Origin of the sequence: Nocardia sp. NPDC049707, from assembly GCF_040674855.1 — a bacterium.
Classification (GTDB): Bacteria; Actinomycetota; Actinomycetes; order Mycobacteriales; family Mycobacteriaceae; genus Nocardia.
Genome location: NZ_JBFANN010000002.1, coordinates 160,539 through 179,801, shown reverse-complemented (window position 1 = coordinate 179,801; position 19,263 = coordinate 160,539). Strand labels below are relative to the sequence as shown.

The window sequence follows — 19,263 nt, the reverse complement described above, 5'->3', positions numbered from 1 at the left end:
TCGATCATTCGGGTTGGGCGGCGAAGCCACGGATGAGTGCGGTGAGATCGAGGGCGCGGTCGCCTTGGACCGAGTGTCCGGCGCCGTCGACGACCGCGACCTGTGTGTCGGCACCTGTGGCGGACCGGACCACGTCGACCGGCCTCGGCTGCATTTCTCGGCGAACAGTCCGAATTCCTCATAGACCGGTATTGTCATCCGAGATCGAAACCCTGTTTGTCGAAGATTTCAGCTGAAGTGGATGATCGACAGCAGTCCGACGATCAGCGAGTACATTGCGAACGGTAGCAGGGTGCGAGTTCGGAAGTGCCGCTCCAAGTAGCGCACGGCCAACCAGGACGATGTCCCGGACACGATGGCGCCGACGAGTACCGGCCCTCGGATGCCGTCGGTTTCCGGTCCGAACAATTCCGGTATCTCCACGATCCCCGCGCCCAGGATCGCCGGAGTCGCAAGCAGGAAGGCGAATTTGGCCGCGTGCGTGTGTTCGAGACCGCGCCACAATCCGCCGACCATGGTCAGGCCCGCACGGCTGAACCCGGTCAGCAGGGCGCCGGCCTGGGTGAATCCGATGCCGACCGCGTCGCGCGCCCCGAGCGCGGCGAGCGGCCGGTCGGGTTGGCGCGACGGATGCGATGCGGCGCTGAGGGCGAAACGTCGTCCGTATTCCGCCAGCGTGGGCTCGTTGCGTCGACGCAACCCTTCGCCGATTACCAATACGACGCCATTGAGAGTCAGGAAGACGGCCGCATCGATGGGGCCCTCGAACAGTGCATGCAGCGGATGGACGAGCAGCGGTCCGAGGATGGCGACCGGTGTGGATGCGATCACGATCAGCCACGCCAATCGCTGCGGTACGGTATCGAGCCGCCTGGTGCGCAGCGTTGTGACGAAACCGACGACAATCGCGCACCAGTCGCGCCAGTAATACCCGAGCAACGCCACGGCTGTCGCCACGTGTAGCGCGACCACGAACGCCAGGTAGGGATTGCCCGCGCCGGAGTCGTTCTGGACCAACAACTTCCGCCAATCACCGCCTACCCATGCGGCGATCAGCACGGAGTGACCGAGGCTGGAGATCGGGAACAGCTCGGTGACCCCTTGCACCACACCGATGACAGTCGCTTCGAGGTAGGTGATCATCGCGACGATTGTTGCACGTGCGCGACTGTCCTTCCGGCCGGGAGTAGCATGTGCCGATTTGTCCGAATCCCCTTTGCCGCAGCATCTTTCGGGAGTGGCTTCTGCTGAATCACCCGTGCGACATCGCCGTCTGGCGGTCGCCCGGCTCTGCGCTGCTCCATCGGTGGTCGGCCCGACTGGAGACCCGCTGTGTCGTGCCGGCGAAGCCCGCCGGGGACATCGGGCACGGAAAGTCCTGCGGTGCTCAGCAATTCGTCGGCGAGCGTCGGGCGAACTCCGCTCACTGGTTCATTCCGCGAGGTGTCCTCGAGCGGAGAAGGTTTCGAATTACCGATGTCCGGGAGGAATGCGGTGATTTCGCAGTGCGCCACTGGATCGGGAACAGGGGCCATGCGGTGGGGGATTTGTTGACCTGCCCGGCGACACCGTGTCTCGCCGGGCAGGTCCCTTCCCCGTTCGCTGCGCATACGCCGCCACGTCGCGCAGCGCTGCCATGCTAGCCCAACCGGCCCGCAAATGCCGGGTAGCCACGCCGACTGCGGGGTAATCGAAGCGTAGATCGGCTGGGGTGACGCACTAGCCGAGGTGGGCCTGTGGTTGATGCAAATAGTGGACGGCCTCTGTGCTGCTGGACCAGCCCGCCTACCCCGAGGTAGGAAGCCGACAGTCCGCGGTAACTACTGCGCCGCAGCAGGTTCGGCTTCCGGGGCGGGCAGTCCCGCGAGCCGGTGCGGTGCCAGTAGGGATTTCACCGTTTCGGCGGGTAGCAGGCCGAGTTCGGTGGCGATTTCCTCGACGGGGCGGCCGGTGTGCAAGGCCTGCTTGGCGATTTGGGCGCTGGCGGCGTAACCGATGTGGGGGGTGAGCGCGGTGACGATGCCGATGGAGCGGCGCACACCCTGTTCCAGGTGGTCGCGGTGGGGGGTGATCCCCGCGACGCATCTGGTTGCCAGGGTGTCGATGGCGGCGGTGAGGTGGGCGGTGGTGCGCAGCAGGCTGTAGGCGATGATCGGCTCGAAGGCATTGAGCTGGAGTTGGCCCGCCTCGGCGGCCATGGTCACGGTCATATCGTTACCGATGGCCGCGAAAGCGACCTGGTTGACGACCTCCGGGATGACCGGATTGACTTTGCCGGGCATGATGGATGATCCGGCTTGCACTGGGGGAAGGGAGATTTCCCCCAGACCGGTCGTCGGCCCCGAGGACATGAGCCGCAGGTCGTTGCAGATCTTGGACAGTTTGACCGCGACGCGTTTGACGATGCCGGAGATCTGCACGAACGCCCCACAGTCCTGGGTGGCTTCGATGAGGTCGGCGGCCGAGATCACCGGAATCCCAGTGATATCGGCGAGGTGGGTGCAGGCCAGCGCCGGATAATCCGGATGGCCGTTGATCCTGGTGCCGATCGCGGTGCCACCGAGATTGCATTCGCGCAGTAGTGCGGTGCCCTCGTCGAGGCGGGCGCAGTCCTCGCGCACCATGATCGCGAAAGTGCCGAACTCCTGCCCGAGTGTCATGGGCACGGCGTCTTGGAGCTGGGTGCGGCCCATCTTGATGACGTCACCGAATTCGATTGCTTTGCTGTCGAATTCGGTCGCCAGTCGACCCAGTGCGGCGACCAGATCGTGGATGTGGTGCACGATGGCGAGTTTCACGGCGGTCGGATACACGTCGTTGGTGGATTGACCCAGATTTACCTGGTCGAGCGGGTCCAGTTCGGTGTAGTCGCCGCGATCGTGGCCCAGCAACTCCAGTGCGCGGTTGGCGATGACCTCGTTGGCATTCATATTCGTCGAGGTACCGGCCCCGCCCTGGACCGGATCGATGGGGAACTGGTCGTGCAATGCGCCGCCGCGGATCTCGTCGCAGGCCGCATCGATGGCGTCGGCACGGTGTGTATCGAGCAGGCCGAGGTCCCGGTTGGCGCGGCAGGCGGCCTGTTTGACCGCGGCGATCGCGGAGATCAGGGCCGGGTAATTGCCTATGCGGTCGCCCGTGATGGCGAAATTGTCCAGCGCGCGGGCGGTGTGGACGCCCCAGTAGGCCGCGCGTGGTACCGCGCGGGTGCCGAGGGAATCGCGTTCGGTGCGAGTGCTTTCGGTCATCGGATTCCTGTTCAATTGGGTGCATGCGGGATCGGCTGTGTCGCGGGGTGATTCGAGAGTTAGCCGAGTAGGTTCGTGGTCATCCACCGGCGCGGCTCGCCACCGGGCAGGCCGGTGTCGACTAGGTAGCCGAGTTTTCGCGAGCGCGGCCTCCCCGATCATATCGGTGCCACCGATGACACCGGCAGCGCGCATTGCCCGGCCGGGTTGATGACGGTCGAGATCGATTGTGCCGCTGGCGCAGTGGGTGATGACGACCACGGTTGTCCCACGTGCGGTCGCCGCACGGATGGCCTCGACCGTTGCCGAACCATGCAGTGGTAGCGTGCGCTCGATGGTGAGTGATGCGGCGAGCAGGCGCGAGTTGTTCGGGTCACCATGGTCGCGCCCCGGGCCGCGATGGTGGGATCGATGCCGGCGAGTTCGGTGATGCGGCGCAGTCGATAGCTGAAGGTGTTGGGGTGCACATGAAGTCCTGCGGCCGCCGGCTTTGCGGTCGGAGCCGTGGTGCAGATGTGCTTCCAACGCCTCCGGCAGATGGGGTTGGTCAGCAGTCGGGTGATGCGCTCGGCCAGTCGGTTACGGGCTGGGAGCAAGGCGATTCCGGTGGATCCGTCGAACCTCACCCGCGCCGTGCCGTTGCTCATCAGTTCGAGAGTGCGGTGCAAGTGGCCGATCTACTGGCCGACGACAGATGCCTCGATCAGGATCGACAGCGCAAAGCGGTCTTCAGAGTCGATCGATGAAAAGCCTGCACGAATCGTTCGAGCCGAGCAAGGTGCGGACTTCCCAATCTCGAGAGGTTTGACGATTTGAGTGAAGATTGACTGTGCCACTGTCCGTCGCGGGCCATGCGACGCGGACCGTGGTTACGGGGCAGCACACCCGGTTGCACTTGACCGCGGTAACGACACAGCAGGAGACCTCGGTGAATCAGCGGTCGCGGCTCGACCCGGGCGAACTGCGGGCGATGGTCACGAGGCTGGAACGCGTCATCGCCGAAGCGAACCGAACCGTCATGGAGCTGAAGGCCGCGATCGAATTTGCGGAGGTGCATTCGGTCGCGGTACCCGGAGAGCTGGGTTCGGACGCGGTATCCGTGGAGGTGCCGTCGGACCTGGTATCCGTGGAGACGCCCTCCGACGTGACATCCGGAGCGGCGCATTCGGTTGGCGCATCCACGGAAGTGCATTCGGTCGTCGGATCTGCGGGGGTGCATTCGGTCGGCGCAGCTCCGAGGGCGCAGTCGATCGGGGCAGCTGCGGCGGCCCGGTCACACGTGGCAGCCGCGGCGGTGCAGTTGGATGTCACATCTGCAGTGGTGCGGCCGGATATCGTGTCAGGTCAACCGGCGGCAGAGGCAAGAAGCCACCACCCGCCCGTGCGCGAGCCCGCACCGACCCCGTGGTCCCGTCGTAGGGTGGTGGACACTCCGTGGTCACAACGTACGGTCCGGCCGCGCCCGGCGCGGCCGAACGTGTCCACCGAAGTCTCCGCATTCCCTGCACCGCAAGCGATTCCATTGCCAGCCGCACCGGTTGCTCAACCGACCGCACCGCGCCAAGCTACCCCGGTCTTCGCGGGACCCGACGCCGTAGTGTCGGCACCGAATGGTCCACTGGGCAAGATCACGAAGCCGGAAACGATCCGACAGACGACAAATATTGAAGCGCCCAAGGTAGTTTCGCCACCAGTGGATGTTCGGCCACCAGATCCTCCTCTGCCGCTGTCGGCAGATGTTGCGGAGCACATCGCGGTGCCGATAGATGTTGGGCCACGTCCGACTCCACCTCCGCCGGCCGATGTTCGGGAATCCGACATGGCACGGCAGCAGCCCGTGGGTGTTGGTGAGCCGGAGGGTAAGCCGCTGCCGATGGCTCTGCGGGAGCCGGCGGCGGGCCGGCAATCCGCCGATGTTCCACAACCCGAGACGGCAAGTGCGCCAGTGGATCCGGAGCCGCCTGCGGCGGTGCCGTTGCCAGCGGATGCTGCGGAGCCCATGGCGGTGGCACCACCGGCAGATGCTCGTGAGCCGCGGGCAGTGCCGTTAACGGCAGATGTTCGGGAGCCGGGGGAACTGTCGCCGCCGGTGAATGTCCTCGAGCCGGAGGCAGTGTCGCAACCGGGGGATGCTCGCGAACCCGAGGCAATGCAACTGTCGATGGATGTAAGGGTGTCGGTATCGGCGGATGGTGCGGAGCCCGAAGCGGAGGCGGATGTTCGGGAAGCCGCGGCGCTGCCGGTCGATCTTCCGAAGCCGGAGGCAGTGCCGCTCCCGGCCCACGCTTCGCCGGATACGGCGCGCCCGCTGGTGGATGTTGGAGCGCGCGAGGCGGTGCCGCTACCGGAAGATGTTCGGGTGCCGGAGGCAAGGGCGGTGCCGGCGGATGTCGAGGAGTTCGATGCGGCTCCGCTGTCGGTTTCTGCGCAACAGCCTGGGTTGGCGTCGGTGTCGGTCTACATGGACGGCATCGGGTTGCTACACCTGCCGGTGGATGTTGGAGCGCGCGAGGCGGTGCCGCTACCGGAAGATGTTCGGGTGCCGGAGGCAGTGCCGGTGCCGGCGGATGTCGAAGAGTTCGAGGCGGCTCCGCCGCCGGTTTATGCGCAACAGCCTGAGCCGGCGTCGGGGCTGGTCTACGTGCGCCGACCCGAGTCGGTACCGCTGCCCGGCTATGTTCGAGAACCCGCAGTGGTGGGGCCGTCGGCGGAGGAACTGGAGCCGGAGACGGTACCGCTGCCGGTATACGTTCAGGAATCCGAGACCGTACAACCTCCGGGGTTCCCCGATCGGGAGATGCCGCGCTCTCGTGGGGATTCCGCCGATTCGGTGACACCTCGGACGGCTGTCGAGTTGGCGGCACAGCACGGGCTGGACATTGTCGGGTTCGATGGGCCGAATGTGGATACGTATGTAGTTCGGGAGATCACCGCAGCGGTCGACGACATGCTGACCAGGTATCCGATCGCCTTGCGTGGCATACGGATTGCCGATCCGGACGATAGTGCGCCCGCGGTGCGCGGGTCGTGTCCGGCGCTACCGCAATCGGATGCTTCGGCGATTTGGATGGTGCTCGATGGCGGGGCCTTGGCGACCCTGGTTTCGTCGGCCGAGAGCGCGCGGCCACGGAGATGGCTGCGCCGCCGGCGCAATGCCGACCGGCCGGTGTATGCCGCGGTCGTGCGCGAATTCGGTTGTGCGCTCGATGTCGCGGGCGACTTTCGTGCCCGGCACGAGGCGCAGCGCCGACTGATAACCGAATCCTTGCTTGGCAGTGCGAATCTCGCCTACAACCCGCTGGATCCGAGTCTTGCCCTGCTCGATGCCTTCACCGATGTCGCGCTGCACGGGGATCGTGCGGGAAAGTTGGCAAAGGAGTTGCACGACATGCTGGTGAAAATGGCGCGAGCCGAGTCGACCGATCTGTCGGCCTGATCGGGGTCACGGGGTGAGCACCCGCCGCCCCAACTCGGGCCGGTTCACAAGATGGTGCCGGTCGGCTTGTGTGTTGATGGAGTCGCGCTGAACTGTCGATGCTCTGGATTCGGCAGACGGGTCACGTTCCGAAGGCGAAGACCGCACTGGCCAAAGTCAGGCAGTACCAGTAGGTGTAGAGGAGGTAGGTGGTGTGATCGGCGCGGCGATCCCGGCACCGCAGCACGCGGTAGGCGATGACGTAGGAGAGCAGCGCCGCAACCAGACCGAGCAACGCGGCGGGGGCCGGTGCGTTCTGATAGACGAGAAAATACATGGCGATCGGATAGCTAGCGAAGGCGGCCCCGAAGAACCGCCGGCAGGCTATCTCGCCGAAAACCACTGCGGCGGTGCGTCTTCCGACTGCCATATCCCCGTCGATATCGCGCAGATCTTGCAGGGATACGAGCACGCTCAGTGGTATGGCGATCGCCGCGATCCAGGTCCAGGCCGCAGGCGTCAGGGGAGTCACGATTTGCCAGGCGGCCGCGAGCTGGGCGATCGTACCCGCGACCATTGCGGCATTCTTGCCCCACAGTGTGCGGGCACCGCCGAAGAGATTGTGGAAGGCCCACGCCACTATCCAGAGCACCGTCCATTCCAGGACCCGCAGCACCGCACCCAGCGCGAGGAAGGCGGCAGTGGCCCAGACGAGCCGCCACTTGGCACCTCGCGGGGTGACGAGTCCGACGACGAGCGGGCGGTGCGGCTTGTTGCGGCGATCCTCCTCGATCCCGGTCAATTGGTTGGACAGGTTGAAGGTGTAGATGTAAAGCCAGAAATAGGTCAGACATTCGGCCAACATCCGCGGTAGTGACGCGACACTCGCATGAGTGCTCGTCCAAGCCGCGACGGCGAAGGTCGTCGCGGGCACGACGGTCGCCGTGAGATCACCTGCGCTGAACGACCAGCAGATGTGGAGTTCACGCAGTAAGCCACTGGTCAGCTCGCCGACCCTGCGGCACGCAGGCGCGTCGGCGGGGGCGGCCATGTCCGCTACCCTGGCTTCGACGTCGCGGCTTCGAAGGCCGCCGGATCTCGACGCCACACCCGCATGCCGAGTTTCGTCGGTGCGGGCAGCTGCGCGAGCGATACGGATACGGGCCGAGTCGACAGCGGAGCGACGCGCCAACGCGCCGCGATCGTCGCCAATGCCAAACTGGCCTCGACCAGTCCGAATTGGTCACCGATGCAGCGACGGGCACCAGCGCCGAAGGGGATGAACAGCATTCGGTCCGGCTCCGCGCCGATCCATCGATCGGGCCTGAATTCGTCTGCGCGCTCGTAGATTTCCGCGCGCCGATGAATAACGTGCGGACTGACCGCCACGGTTGTGCCCGCCGGGAGCCGGACGCCGTCAAGGGTGGTATCCGCCGAAACCACCCGGGTGAGCAACCATCCGGCCGGATACAACCGCAGCGTTTCGGTCACCACCCGATTGACGACCGGCAGATTCGGCAGGTCCTGGTAGCGGGCCGTGTCATCGCTCAGCACGGTATCGACTTCGTGCTGAACCTGCTCGAGCATGTCCGGATTTCGTCCGAGTAGATACAGTGCCCACGTCAAGGTGCTCGCGGTGGTTTCCGCACCCGCGAACAGAAATGTGAATACCTGGTCGATCAGTTCCTCGTCGTTCATCGCCACCTGCGCGCCGGTGGAGTCCGGATCGCGGGCACGCATCAGCGAGGACAGCAGGTCACCGTGGTCACGATTGTCGGTCCGCCGCTGTTCGATGAGTTGGGCGGCCACCGTCCGCAGCCGGTTCCGGGCCTGGTAGTAGCGCCGGTTCGCCGGTGTCGGCAGCCGATTGACAACCGGTGGCAGCACCATCCGCCGGAATATGTTTTCGGCGATGGTCGCGAAATCATCGGCGACCTGCTGAACCGAGTCCTCCGGAAACGATGCGGAGAACATTGTCCGAACCGCCACCCGGACAGTCAGTTTCGACATTTCCGCGCCGAGCTGGATCCGCTGTCCGTCCTGCCAGGAACCGACGACGTCTTCGATCGAGTCGATCATGGCCTCGGCGTATCCGGGCAAACGTCCCGGTTGGAATGCGGGTTGGCTCAGGCGGCGTTGGCGGCGGTGTCTGCTGTGCGGGCAGGTTCCGATGCCGTCGCCCGCGACCTCGCGGGAGCGATCGTAGAGTGGTCCGCCGCGGTCGAAGGTGCGATCGTCGAGAAGTACCACCCGGGCCAATTCGGGATCGCAGACCACCACGACCGGCAGCGGACCCAATTGGACTCGGTTGAGGCGCCCATGGCGGGGCAGTGTCGACAGAAATCCGATCGGGTCGGTGAGAAAACGCAGGCCGTGACCGAGAAGCGGTACAGCGTCAGGAGCTAGCGGGATCGACTCGATCGGGTTTTTCATGCGGTCCTGCTCGTCATCATCGCGGCAAGTAGTCGAAGATCCTCGGTGGCTTCGTCGGCGGATACGCTCGTCAGGCAGTCCAGCGCGGCATCGAGCTGCCGATCGGCTTCCCGTTCGGCCCACCCGCGTGCTCCGGTGAGTTCGATCAGACAGGCGATCCGGTGCAGCGTTTCGTGATCTCGTCCGACATCGCGATACAACTCGCGCAGCAGATCCGCGGTGGGACCGGTCGAATCCAGCGCGCGCGCGATCGGCGGGGACTTTTTGCGGCTGGCGAGATCGGGGTAGAGCGGTTTGCCGGTCACGCTCGGATTGCCCCAGATGCCGAGTACGTCATTGATCAATTGGAAGGCGATGCCGAGATGGCGTCCGAATTCGGACAGCGCTCTGGCTTGTTCGGGGTCGGCTCCACCCGCGATCGCGCCCATCTCGCAGGCACAGGACAACAACGCGGCGGTCTTCGACTCGATCGTGGCCAACGATTCGTCGAGCCCGACGGGCTCGCCGTGTTCGGACTCGATCGCCGCGGACGGTCCATTGCACAGGGCGGCAAGGGCTTTCGACAGGAGCGTGATGCCGGGGCGGTCGGTCATCTCGTTGATCGCCATGGCGAGTAGCGCATCTCCCGCGAGTTGGGCGCCGCGTTCGCCGAAGACCGACCAGGCCGATCGGCGGTTGCACCACTGCTCGTCGCCGCCCACCACATCGTCGTGCAGCAAGGAAAAATCGTGTATGAGTTCGACCGCGACGGCCTCGGCGATACCCTGCGGTGGCTCCGTGGCCGCGACCGCTTTGGCCGATGCGAGGACCAGCGCCGGACGGATCGACTTCCCGGCCTGCTTGCTCGGCCGGCCCGTAGCGTCCAACCAGCCGGCGTGGTAGCCGACGATCATTCGGATCGGTGGGGCGATGCGGTCCAGGGAGGAACGATATGCGGGCTCGACCAGACGCCTGGCCTCGTCGAGCACCGTGGCCGCGGTTCGCGACCCGGATTCGTACCTGGTGATGCCCACTACCTGTCCTTCGATGCCCGTCGCTCGTACTCAGCCGCACGTAGCATTGAGATGGTATCAACATTTGGATGGTATGCGCATCTGTAACCGAACAGAACGGTTGGTGGAGAACCGATGGGTCGTCAGAGCAGAGCCGCCTTGCAGCAACGCAATCGCGACCGGGTCCTAGCGGCTGCCAAGGCAGAGTTCGCCGAACGTGGTTTTCGCGGCGCGACGGTCGATGACATTGCCGAGCGCGCGGACCTCACCCGCGGCGCGGTCTACTCCAACTTCGCAGGTAAGCGGGCGTTGTATCTGGCCGTGCTGGCCGCGGAGGCCGAAGCGGCGCCGGAACTCCTCGATGGTGGACCCGCGCGGACCCCGGTGGCGGCCATCGGCCGATTCGCGCGGACCTGGGTCGAACGTCTCCCCGGTTCGGCAAACCATCCGGTGGGCGGCATCGCGCAGCTGCGCTCGCCGATGCTGGCGCACGACCTCATTCCCGAACTCGTTGTCGACGAATGTCTGCGCGGCTCGTTCGTACAACTGATCAAACTGGACGCCATCCTGCTCGGCCTGGCACTCGCGGGCCTGGACGACGGTGGTGAGTCGGTGCTGCCCGGTCGTTGGCTCGGCATCGCCGAATCGGTGCTCACCCTGCTGTACGGCGCAAACCAATTGTCCTTCGTCGCACCGGAATTCGTGGACGGAGCGAAAGTGGTCGCCGCATGTGAGCAGATGGTGCACCATCGGATCGACGACGCCGCGCGGGCTACGGCACCCGCCGCCGCGGTGGTGGGCGTCGACGAACTGTGGACGCCACCACCGTGCCGCGACCTCGTCCATACAGCGGTCGCGGACCTTTCGGGCGGAAATGTCGTTGCCGTACTCGGGATGAACAGGCTCGGCGCGGTCGCGGATATCCTGTGTGACCAGCCGATCGGAGGCCGCACCACGGTTGCGATGGTCACCGCCGACGAGACGGAGGTGGCACAGCTGGCTCGCCTCGCGGTCAGCGACATCAGCCGGTCGCTGCGCGCCGCATTTCCATGCCCAGCGGTGCCCGGCATGCAGGTGGTGCTCGACGAATCCGGCGAACTCGCACGGGCATGCGGGGTCGATACCGTCGATGACGACACCGAGGGCGCGGTCGTCATCGACGGCGAACGGGTGGTCGCGCGGGCGATGGGGACGGGTGCCTGTCGGGCGCTGGCGAAAATGCTCGGTCCGCTGGAAGGCTCACGCTCGATCCGGAGTCGATGAACTCGCATAGGCGGTTGCCGCGGCCTCACCTGCGCCCCGCCCATCGGCCCGCGCCGTGATGCGGCCGTTCTCGACGAGGACAGCGAACTCGGAATTGTCGTCGACCTTGTCGAATCCGCATGCGGCCGCGAGTGTTCCAGCGTCATCGACGATCACCTGCAGCCGAGGTAGCGCCGCCGCCGGGAACGCATGGCGCAATGAACGGCAGATGTCGGCGATCGCCAGCCGCGCCAGCGGGGCGAGTTCCGCGGGATGATCGCTCACCAGCGCCAGCGTGATATCGGTGTGCTCGGGCCAGATCGACAGCGCCGCTTCGATGGTGCCGATCCGGTGCATGCCGAGGATGGCGACCAGGCCGTTGCGGTCGAGCCGCGCCGACTCGCCGCGTACCCGATCGATGCAGCTCGGTGGCTCCCAAGGCTCGTCGACTCGGGTGACGCGCGCGTCGATGCGCGGGGGCGGGGTCGGCGTCTTCACGCCGCCGAGGAGCGCGACCTGTTCGCACAGCGCGATGGCTCGCGCCGGATCGGTGAACTCCGGTGCGACGTATGACAGCTGGGTCGTCCCGTACAGGATCGTCAGCACGGATTCGGCACTGGCGATGAAACTTTCGAGTGGCGCGGCGGTCGATTGGCTGATTGCCCGCAGTGACATGGCGAGCAGCAGCGCGTCGAGTGCGAGCAGTTGTGCGAACGGTCGCCGGATCTGTTCGTTCATCAGAACTTCGGGTACGAAATCGACGCTGAGCGCGGGGGAGGTGAACTGCGCGTCTTCGCTGCACTCGTACTGACTCGACTGCGGTAGCTGCTGGAGCCAGGTACTCGCGAACGCTCCGAGCGCGGCGGCCGGTGAATCGGCGCTCGGGTGGCCTTCCGGTGCGGGAGCCTGTTCGGCCTCGTGTGCGAGCACCGCGAGATACAGTGCCCGCTTGCCCGGGAAATTGGAATAGACCGCACCGCGTGTCATATCCGCACGCGCGGCGATGCCGTCGACCGTCGTGCCGCGGAATCCGCGCTGCGCGAACTCGGACTTGGCCGCGGCCAACACCTTTCTGCGGGTGGCGTCCTGCTGCTGTGCCCTCGTCAGACGAACCATCGGTCCTTCGCTATCTCCTTGCTTCCTGCGGCATCGCGCAGCGTACTCGTTCGACGCTCGCGTGCGGCGCCACGAATGGGCGAGATGTTGCTGGTGGCCCGTCATTGGGCCCGCTCGGCATTGTCATGCACATTCGGATGTGTCTATCATCCAAATGGTAACAACATCTCGACTGTCGATGTCCTCGCCCGTCAGTTGCTGCCGTCTGACCGTGGCGGGGACGGTCAGACGGCACCGACATAGGGCACGCGCCAAGGGGATTCCGATTGGCGTTGTGAGCTGTCCGGACTTCGGCGACCGCCGACGAGATCATCCAAATTCTGGCGGAGCGCTTCCGCGTCAGCGTGATTCGGCTTGCGTTGGCCGAACATATCCAGCCGGAGACCCGCTTCGATGACCGCGCAGTGCAGTGCGCACCATGCACCTTCGGCAGATACACGTTCGCCACTCGTTCGTGCTCCATCTGCTCGCGGCGGTTATCGGGCCACCGATGGCGCATTCAGCGGAAAGTCATTGTCCGCGAACCAAATCCCGCCGAGGCGGACGCGATGCCGACGCCCGATCCGCGACCGGAATCGGACGTGACGTCGGTTCGACGCCGCTCAGCTCGCCAGGTCGCTGAGATGCGGCTTGCGGCCGGATTCGGCGACCCGGACCGCGGCGGCGATCGCGACCACGGGCGACACCCGGCGGGCCTCGCTCGGGGAAATCCCCCAGCAGGCCGACCCGGCCGACAGGCGGGTCGGCGGGAGTGGGATGCTCGCGCCGTCGGTGTGCACGATCGCGCCGACGGCACGCAGTGCGCTGATTGCCATGGCCGCCTTGGCCGCGCCGACCACCAGGTGGATCTCGCGGCGCTGCGGTCCGGGGATCTCGATCACCGGACCGGACAGGTTGTTGGCCCGCAGGTACCGGCGCACGGTGGCGGCCAGTGCACCGGTGAGTTCGATGGCCGATGTCTGCTCGTCGGTGATCAGGCAGACGCCATTGGTGGTCTCCGCGACCGTCCAACCACGTCGGCGGCAGTCCTGCACCGTATCCGATATGGCCTCGGCGACGGAACTCGGAAAGGTCGTCGGCACTATCTTCTCCGTTCTCGGCGCAAATCTGCGACCCCTCAGCGTCACATCCGTACCTGGACATCAAATCTGTTCGGGCTTAGAGTTTCCCAACAGATTTCTTATGGCTCTGATTCTGCGGCGTTTCCGACGCTGGAGCCATTCGGGCAATCCGCAGAGTTGCCCGCGCAGTCCGAACTAACCGAGTTGACGCGCGACCTCGCCGAGGCCGGTGGCGATGGCCTCTTGTTGTTCGGGTGTCAGCACATCGATGAGAACGCGGCGGACCGTTTCGACGTGTCCTGGAGCGATCAGCTCGAGGCGCTCGCGGCCTGCCGCCGTGAGGGTGGCGATGACGCCGCGGACGTCGGTCGGGCATGCTGCGCGGCGCACCAGACCGGCCTTCTCCATGTGGGTGACCTGGTAGTTCAGGCCGCTTTTCGAGGTGTAGAGGGCATCGGCCAATTCGGTCATGCGTAGCTGGCCCTCGGGGGCCGCGGCGAGGCGAACCAGGACCTCGTACTGGGTGTGCGAGAGCCCCTCCTGTTTGAGGTGCTGTTCGACCTGTCGGCCGACGAGTGCCCCCGCCGCCAGGAAGCCCTGCCAGGTGCGCATCTCCCGCTCGTTCAGCCATTTCGTGTCAGTCACCAGGCGATCTTACCGGAGTTGTTCAAATTTGAACAAAGAGCTATAGTACGCTCTCGTTCAAATTTGAACTAGTTGGACGGAGAACAGCGATGACCGGGCAGATGCCGGTGCTCTACCTCTCACATGGCGCGCCGCCGCTGGCCGATCATCCGCAGTGGCCCGGTGAGCTGGCCGCATGGTCGCGCGAATTGCCGCTTCCCACGGCGATTTTGATGATTTCCGCGCACTGGGAAGCCGCGCCGATCGCACTCGGCGCAACCACGAAAGTGCCGCTGGTCTATGACTTCGCTGGTTTCCCGGAGCACTACTACCACGTGCGATATGCGGCACCCGGGGCGCCGGAACTGGCGGACAAGGTGCGCAAACTGCTCGGTGGCAGTGTCGTCGACGTGCCGGATCGTGGACTGGACCATGGTGCCTATGTGCCGCTGAAGGAGATGTATCCCGAGGCCGATGTCCCGGTATTGCAGCTGTCGATGCCGACGCTGGACCCGAGGCGGCTGATGGAACTGGGCCGCCGGCTCGCGCCGCTGCGCGCCGAGGGCGTGCTGATCATCGGCAGCGGCTTCTTCACCCACAACCTGCGCGCCATCACCACCGATGACGAGCACGTCTACAACTTCACCGCCGAATTCGACGACTGGGGCCGCGAAACCCTCGCCGCCCACGATCTCGACGCCCTGCTCGACTTCGAAAACAAGGCCCCCGCGGCACATCTCGCGCATCCGCGCACCGACCATTTCGCACCACTGTTCGTCGCACTCGGTGCGAGCGCCGACGATTTCACCAACCAACGCACCGTCATCGACGGGTTCTGGCTGGGCATGGCCCGGCGCTCCATCCAACTCGGCTGATCCACCACATCACGAAAAGGAATTCTTATGGCCGCGACCATCACGGCCCCCGCTACGCATGCCGAAACCGCAACGCCCGCACACACATACGACCTCGGTCTACTTGTCCTGCGGCTGGCTGTCGGACTCACCATGGCCGCACACGGCGCGCAGAAACTGTTCGGCTGGTTCAACGGTGGCGGCCTCGACGGCACCGGCAAGTTCTTCGCGATGAGCGGCTACCCCGCGGGCAAGGCGATGGCCGTTGTCGCCGGTCTCAGCGAAACCTTCGGCGGACTCGCCCTCGCCGTCGGCGTGCTCACCCCGCTCGCCGCCGCGGCGCTGGTCGGCACCCTGCTCAATGCGATCGCCGTCAAATGGGGCGGCGGCTTCTTCGCCCCGAAGGGCATCGACTACGAACTGCTGCTCACCCTGGCCGCCGCATCGCTGGCCGTCACCGGTCCGGGCCGCTACGCCGTCGACCGCCTCGTCCCGTCCCTGCGCAACCACCGCCTCGTCTTCGGCATCGCCGCCATTGTGCTGGCCCTGGTCGTCGCGGGCGGGGTGCTGTTCGTCCGCAACTGACGCGATATCTCGTCTGGCCCCGCTCGGCAGTGCCGGGCGGGTCGCAGTCGCGCCTCCACTCTTACCGGGGCGGCTGCGTCCATCGCTGTTGCGAGACCGGGTGTTCGGTGGCGGTCGAGGGCCTGTCTCAGCTGGCGGCGGACTTGCCGGTGCGGATTTCGACGATCGGGAGGACCAGGGCGGCGGGGGCGTCGGCGGGGACGACCGGGTTCTTGGGGGCGATGGGTTGGATTTGTTGGTAGGCGACGCCTTGCGCGGGGCGCAGGTCTTGTTCGCCCTTGTTGGGCCAGTAGGCGGCGCAGCGTTCGGCTTGGGCGGTGATGGTGAGTGATGGGTTGACGCCGAGGTTCGCGGAGACGGCGGCACCGTCGACCACGCTGAGCGTCGGGTAGCCGAAAACTCGGTGGTAGGCGTCGATTACGCCGGTGTCGCGGTCCGCGCCGATGGGTGCGCCACCGAGGAAGTGGGCGGTGAGGGGGATATTGAAGATTTCGCCCCAACTGCCACCCGGGACGCCGCCGATTTCGTCGGCCACTTTGCGGGTCACCTCGTTGCCCGCGGGAATCCAGGTCGGATTGGGTTGGCCGTGGCCCTGTTTGCTGGTGAGCTTGCGGCCGAACATGGTGCGTTTGGTGTAGGTGGTGATCGAATTGTCGAGGTGCTGCATCACCAGCGAGATGATGGTGCGCTCGCTCCAGTTCTTCACGCTCAGGAAACTGATGAGCGCGAACGGGTTTCGCACCACTTGGCCGAGGAAGCGCAGCCAGCGTGGCAGTCGGCCGCCGCCGTCCACCATCAGGGTCTGCAACAGCCCCATGGCGTTCGAACCCTTGCCGTAACGGACCGGCTCGATATGGGTGTCGTGAGTCGGGTGGATCGATGAGGTGATCGCGACGCCGCGAGTGAAGTCGACGTCCGGATTCACTGTGCGGGTCGCCGCGCCCACAATGGATTCGGAGTTGGTGCGCGTCAGTTGGCCGAGCCGGTCGGACAATTCGGGGAGTGCGCCCTGATCCCGCATGGCGTGCAACAACTTCTGGGTGCCGAGCGTACCTGCAGCGAGCACGACCTGGCCCGCGGTGTGGGTACGCGGGCGCTTGCGGAACCACGCGCCGGTGCGTTCGGTCGCGATATCCCAGGTGCCGTCGGGCAGCGGACGGATCGCGGTCACCGTCGTCATCGGAATCACCTGCGCGCCCGCCTGTTCCGCGAGATACAGGTAATTCTTCACCAGAGTGTTCTTCGCGCCGTGGCGGCAGCCGGTCATACATTCACCGCATTCGAGGCATCCGGTCCGGTCCGGGCCGACACCGCCGAAGTACGGGTCCGTCACGGTCTTTCCCGGCTCGCCGAAGAAGACTCCGACCGGGGTCTGCACGAAGGTTTCGCCGAAGCCCATATCGTCGGCGACCTTCTTGAACACCTCGTCCGCCGGTGTCAGATGCGGATTCTGCACCACGCCGAGCATTTTCTTCGCGCGCTCATAGTACGGGGTGAGCTCGGCGCGCCAGTCGGTGATATCGCGCCACTGCTGATCCTGGAAGAACGGCTCCGGCGGCACGTAGAGCGTATTGGCGTAGTTGAGCGAACCGCCGCCGACACCCGCGCCGCCGAGGATCAGCACATTGCGCAGCGGGTGGATGCGCTGGATGCCGTAGCAGCCGAGCTTCGGCGCCCACAGGAATTTGCGCAGGTCCCAGCTGGTTTCTGGCAGTTCGTCATCGGCGTAGCGTCGACCGGCCTCCAGTACACCGACCCGGTAGCCCTTCTCGATCAGCCGCAGCGCCGTGACGCTGCCGCCGAATCCCGAACCGACCACGAGTACGTCGAAATCCGTTGCTCGCTGGTCCATGTGGTGCTCCTCGATCCGTGTCGCCAGTGACACCGGTAACATTACTACCGAGTAGCAAAGGGTCAGAGCTGGGTCTGCCACCAGGCGACGGTGGCCGCGATAGCATCCTCGATCGGGGTCGGATGCAGGCCGAGGCGTTCCTCGCTGGCGGAAGAGTCGAGTACGTACGGCCGCGTCACCTGGTAACTCATCTCGGCGAGTTCGCGCATCGCCTCGTTGGTGAGGCCCATCATCCGCAGCAGGACGGCCGGTGCCGCGAAGACCTTGGGGGCTGCGACGCCCGCGGCGGCGGCGATCGTGTCGAAGAGTTGCTGCTGGGTGATCGGCGGCGCGGTCGGGGCGTGCAGGAAGGAATTCCAGACCGATTCCTCGGCGGCGGCGCGGATCATGGCAGCGGCGAGGTCGGGCATATACGTGTAGGAGTGCGGGAGGTTCAGCTTGCCCAACGCCTGCACCCGCTTGCCGGTGAGGATCGGGACGAATACCTGCTCCCCGGCCAGCGACGCCCGCACATATGGGCCGAGGAAGTCCGCGGCGGCGACACTCACTGTCGCCGCGGCGTGTGCCTCGCGGGCGCGCACCAGTTGGGTGCGAACGCTGGGTTTACCGAAATCGGCATTGCGGGGCAGGTTTTCGGTAATCGGACCGTCGACCTTGCCGTAGGAGTAGATATTCTCCGCGAAAACCACCACCGTGCCGGCCTTTTCAGCTTCATTCAGCACGGTGCGCTCGGCCGGCGGCAGCTCCGCGCGCCAGACCTTCGCCGTGTATTCCGAACCGCCGAGGCAGTGGTAGATGGCCGTCGCGCCGTCGAATTCGCCCGAAAGCTGTTCGGGTAGTGTCACATTGACCTTGCGTCGCTCGACGAGGGGGTGATCGGGACCGCTCCCGGAACGGGTGAGTACCCGAACCTGTTTGCCCGCCGCGGCCAATTGCTCGGCGATCGTGGTCCCGGTGGGTCCGGCTCCGGTGACGATGTGCAGCTCCGACATGGGGAATCCTCATCTACTTTGGTGAGCGGTGCTCACTGTTGCGTACAAGCATGCAACGGGTGTGCCCCAAAGTCAAAGAGCAATGCTCTCATTAGTTGACATCGCTCTCTGGGGAGCGCATGGTGATCGTATGCCGACGACACCACGTGCCCGGGCCAGGGCCCAAACCATGAACGACATCGTCCGGATCGGCCGCGAACATCTGGCCACCGATGGCGCGGCCGCACTCTCGCTGCGCGCCGTCGCTCGCGATCTCGGTGTGGTGTCGTCGGCGGTATATCGATACGTGCGCAGTCGCGATGAACTGCTCACCTTGCTGGTGATCGACGGCTACAACGCACTCGGCGACGCGGTCGACGCGGCACTGGCCGATGCTCCCGACGATGACCCGATCGAGGGCCTGCGCATCGTCGGCCGCACCGTCCGCTACTGGGCGCTGGCCGAACCCGCCCGCTACGGACTCCTATTCGGCACACCGGTGCCGGGCTACGACGCTCCAGCGGAACAGACCACAGTTCCCGGCACCCGGGTCATCACGACGATGCAAACTCTCTTCGCCCGCGCCTACCATGCGGGCAAGTTCACCGCGCCGGTCAAGGAGCGTCCGTTATCCTCGGCACTCGCAGCGAATTTCGCCGACATCAGAGGCTTGTTCGGCCATGACATCCCGGACTGGCTCGTCGCTCGGGGCATCACCATGTGGGTCGGCCTGTTCGGCGCGGTCACCTTCGACGTCTTCGACCAATACGGCACCGACACCTTCGCCGACCGCGCCGAATTATTCGAACTCCAACTCGACGGGCTCCTCGAACAACTCGGCTACCACGGCTGACGACGCCGCAATGTGGA

General features: G+C 65.6%; 16 protein-coding genes and 2 pseudogenes. 5 read left to right on the top strand and 13 right to left on the bottom strand.

Annotated elements, in window-relative coordinates; all coding sequences use genetic code 11:
- Nucleotides 1-4: 4 nt before the first annotated feature.
- The 5 genes and pseudogenes from AB0J29_RS03335 to AB0J29_RS03315 form a co-directional block, all read right to left on the bottom strand.
- Entirely contained in the window at nucleotides 5-133 is a 129-nt protein-coding gene (locus tag AB0J29_RS03335; RefSeq protein WP_364778418.1) for a hypothetical protein, read from the bottom strand.
- A gap of 95 nt (nucleotides 134-228) precedes the next feature.
- On the bottom strand, nucleotides 229-1,143 hold the full coding sequence (locus tag AB0J29_RS03330) for an undecaprenyl-diphosphate phosphatase (RefSeq protein ID WP_364778415.1): 915 nt from the start codon (nucleotides 1,141-1,143) through the stop codon (nucleotides 229-231).
- A gap of 677 nt (nucleotides 1,144-1,820) precedes the next feature.
- Nucleotides 1,821-3,248, bottom strand: a complete 1,428-nt coding sequence (locus AB0J29_RS03325) for an aspartate ammonia-lyase (protein ID WP_364778412.1) — start codon at nucleotides 3,246-3,248, stop codon at nucleotides 1,821-1,823.
- A 144-nt stretch (nucleotides 3,249-3,392) separates the two neighbouring features.
- Nucleotides 3,393-3,566, bottom strand: a pseudogene (locus tag AB0J29_RS03320) (hypothetical protein); the annotation flags it as partial.
- A gap of 86 nt (nucleotides 3,567-3,652) precedes the next feature.
- Nucleotides 3,653-3,791 (bottom strand): annotated as a pseudogene (locus tag AB0J29_RS03315) (helix-turn-helix domain-containing protein); the annotation flags it as partial.
- A 1,630-nt stretch (nucleotides 3,792-5,421) separates the two neighbouring features.
- Here AB0J29_RS03315 and AB0J29_RS03310 point away from each other — a divergent pair.
- A complete protein-coding gene (locus tag AB0J29_RS03310) occupies nucleotides 5,422-6,684 on the top strand; it encodes a hypothetical protein (protein WP_364778409.1) in 1,263 nt (420 codons plus the stop codon).
- Between the two features lie 121 nt (nucleotides 6,685-6,805).
- On the opposite strand, the gene AB0J29_RS03305 is transcribed toward AB0J29_RS03310, so the two are convergent.
- From AB0J29_RS03305 to AB0J29_RS03295, 3 genes are read right to left on the bottom strand one after another with little or no spacing between them, the layout of a single operon-like run.
- Nucleotides 6,806-7,714: a UbiA family prenyltransferase gene (locus AB0J29_RS03305; protein WP_364778406.1), complete on the bottom strand. Its 909-nt coding sequence runs from the start codon at nucleotides 7,712-7,714 to the stop codon at nucleotides 6,806-6,808.
- A 5-nt stretch (nucleotides 7,715-7,719) separates the two neighbouring features.
- Complete coding sequence (locus AB0J29_RS03300) at nucleotides 7,720-9,096, bottom strand: cytochrome P450 (RefSeq protein WP_364778403.1); 1,377 nt, start codon at nucleotides 9,094-9,096, stop codon at nucleotides 7,720-7,722.
- Complete coding sequence (locus AB0J29_RS03295) at nucleotides 9,093-10,109, bottom strand: polyprenyl synthetase family protein (RefSeq protein WP_364778400.1); 1,017 nt, start codon at nucleotides 10,107-10,109, stop codon at nucleotides 9,093-9,095. The genes AB0J29_RS03300 and AB0J29_RS03295 overlap by 4 nt, the downstream gene beginning before the upstream one ends.
- A 114-nt stretch (nucleotides 10,110-10,223) precedes the next feature.
- On the opposite strand from AB0J29_RS03295, the gene AB0J29_RS03290 reads away from it, so the two are divergent.
- The gene (locus AB0J29_RS03290; RefSeq protein ID WP_364778397.1) at nucleotides 10,224-11,351 is read left to right on the top strand and encodes a helix-turn-helix domain-containing protein; all 1,128 of its coding nucleotides are present in this window, start codon (nucleotides 10,224-10,226) and stop codon (nucleotides 11,349-11,351) included.
- Here the strand turns inward: AB0J29_RS03290 and AB0J29_RS03285 are convergent.
- From AB0J29_RS03285 to AB0J29_RS03275, 3 genes are all read right to left on the bottom strand, one after another.
- The gene (locus AB0J29_RS03285; RefSeq protein ID WP_364778394.1) at nucleotides 11,328-12,446 is read right to left on the bottom strand and encodes a helix-turn-helix domain-containing protein; all 1,119 of its coding nucleotides are present in this window, start codon (nucleotides 12,444-12,446) and stop codon (nucleotides 11,328-11,330) included. The two genes, AB0J29_RS03290 and AB0J29_RS03285, sit on opposite strands and share 24 nt — an antisense overlap.
- A 602-nt stretch (nucleotides 12,447-13,048) precedes the next feature.
- On the bottom strand, nucleotides 13,049-13,528 hold the full coding sequence (locus AB0J29_RS03280) for a hypothetical protein (protein ID WP_364778391.1): 480 nt from the start codon (nucleotides 13,526-13,528) through the stop codon (nucleotides 13,049-13,051).
- 174 nt (nucleotides 13,529-13,702) lie between these two features.
- Nucleotides 13,703-14,152, bottom strand: a complete 450-nt coding sequence (locus AB0J29_RS03275) for a MarR family transcriptional regulator (protein WP_364778388.1) — start codon at nucleotides 14,150-14,152, stop codon at nucleotides 13,703-13,705.
- A gap of 89 nt (nucleotides 14,153-14,241) precedes the next feature.
- Between AB0J29_RS03275 and AB0J29_RS03270 the strand changes: the two genes are divergently transcribed.
- Both AB0J29_RS03270 and AB0J29_RS03265 read left to right on the top strand, forming a co-directional pair.
- Nucleotides 14,242-15,006 carry a class III extradiol ring-cleavage dioxygenase gene (locus AB0J29_RS03270; protein WP_364778386.1) on the top strand — a complete coding sequence of 255 codons (765 nt, stop codon included), beginning with the start codon at nucleotides 14,242-14,244 and terminating at the stop codon, nucleotides 15,004-15,006.
- 27 nt (nucleotides 15,007-15,033) lie between these two features.
- Nucleotides 15,034-15,570: a DoxX family protein gene (locus tag AB0J29_RS03265; RefSeq protein ID WP_364778383.1), complete on the top strand. Its 537-nt coding sequence runs from the start codon at nucleotides 15,034-15,036 to the stop codon at nucleotides 15,568-15,570.
- A 127-nt stretch (nucleotides 15,571-15,697) separates the two neighbouring features.
- Here AB0J29_RS03265 and AB0J29_RS03260 read toward each other — a convergent pair whose 3' ends face one another.
- Together AB0J29_RS03260 and AB0J29_RS03255 are read right to left on the bottom strand one after the other, a co-directional pair.
- Nucleotides 15,698-17,422 (bottom strand): GMC family oxidoreductase, encoded by a 1,725-nt coding sequence (locus tag AB0J29_RS03260; RefSeq protein ID WP_364778380.1) that lies wholly within the window; start codon nucleotides 17,420-17,422, stop codon nucleotides 15,698-15,700.
- 62 nt (nucleotides 17,423-17,484) lie between these two features.
- Nucleotides 17,485-18,414: an NAD-dependent epimerase/dehydratase family protein gene (locus AB0J29_RS03255; RefSeq protein ID WP_364778377.1), complete on the bottom strand. Its 930-nt coding sequence runs from the start codon at nucleotides 18,412-18,414 to the stop codon at nucleotides 17,485-17,487.
- 130 nt (nucleotides 18,415-18,544) lie between these two features.
- On the opposite strand from AB0J29_RS03255, the gene AB0J29_RS03250 reads away from it, so the two are divergent.
- A complete protein-coding gene (locus AB0J29_RS03250; RefSeq protein WP_364778374.1) occupies nucleotides 18,545-19,246 on the top strand; it encodes a WHG domain-containing protein in 702 nt (233 codons plus the stop codon).
- The last annotated feature ends 17 nt before the right edge of the window (nucleotides 19,247-19,263 follow it).

What these genes read in the sequence shown, in the direction of transcription:
- AB0J29_RS03330 (WP_364778415.1), bottom strand. Translation starts at nt 1,143, where the DNA reads ATGATCACCTACCTCGAAGCGACTGTCATCGGTGTGGTGCAAGGGGTC.
- AB0J29_RS03325 (WP_364778412.1), bottom strand. Translation starts at nt 3,248, where the DNA reads ATGACCGAAAGCACTCGCACCGAACGCGATTCCCTCGGCACCCGCGCG.
- AB0J29_RS03305 (WP_364778406.1), bottom strand. Translation starts at nt 7,714, where the DNA reads ATGGCCGCCCCCGCCGACGCGCCTGCGTGCCGCAGGGTCGGCGAGCTG.
- AB0J29_RS03300 (WP_364778403.1), bottom strand. Translation starts at nt 9,096, where the DNA reads ATGAAAAACCCGATCGAGTCGATCCCGCTAGCTCCTGACGCTGTACCG.
- AB0J29_RS03290 (WP_364778397.1), top strand. Translation starts at nt 10,224, where the DNA reads ATGGGTCGTCAGAGCAGAGCCGCCTTGCAGCAACGCAATCGCGACCGG.
- AB0J29_RS03285 (WP_364778394.1), bottom strand. Translation starts at nt 12,446, where the DNA reads ATGGTTCGTCTGACGAGGGCACAGCAGCAGGACGCCACCCGCAGAAAG.
- AB0J29_RS03270 (WP_364778386.1), top strand. Translation starts at nt 14,242, where the DNA reads ATGACCGGGCAGATGCCGGTGCTCTACCTCTCACATGGCGCGCCGCCG.
- AB0J29_RS03265 (WP_364778383.1), top strand. Translation starts at nt 15,034, where the DNA reads ATGGCCGCGACCATCACGGCCCCCGCTACGCATGCCGAAACCGCAACG.
- AB0J29_RS03260 (WP_364778380.1), bottom strand. Translation starts at nt 17,422, where the DNA reads ATGGACCAGCGAGCAACGGATTTCGACGTACTCGTGGTCGGTTCGGGA.
- AB0J29_RS03255 (WP_364778377.1), bottom strand. Translation starts at nt 18,414, where the DNA reads ATGTCGGAGCTGCACATCGTCACCGGAGCCGGACCCACCGGGACCACG.
- AB0J29_RS03250 (WP_364778374.1), top strand. Translation starts at nt 18,545, where the DNA reads ATGCCGACGACACCACGTGCCCGGGCCAGGGCCCAAACCATGAACGAC.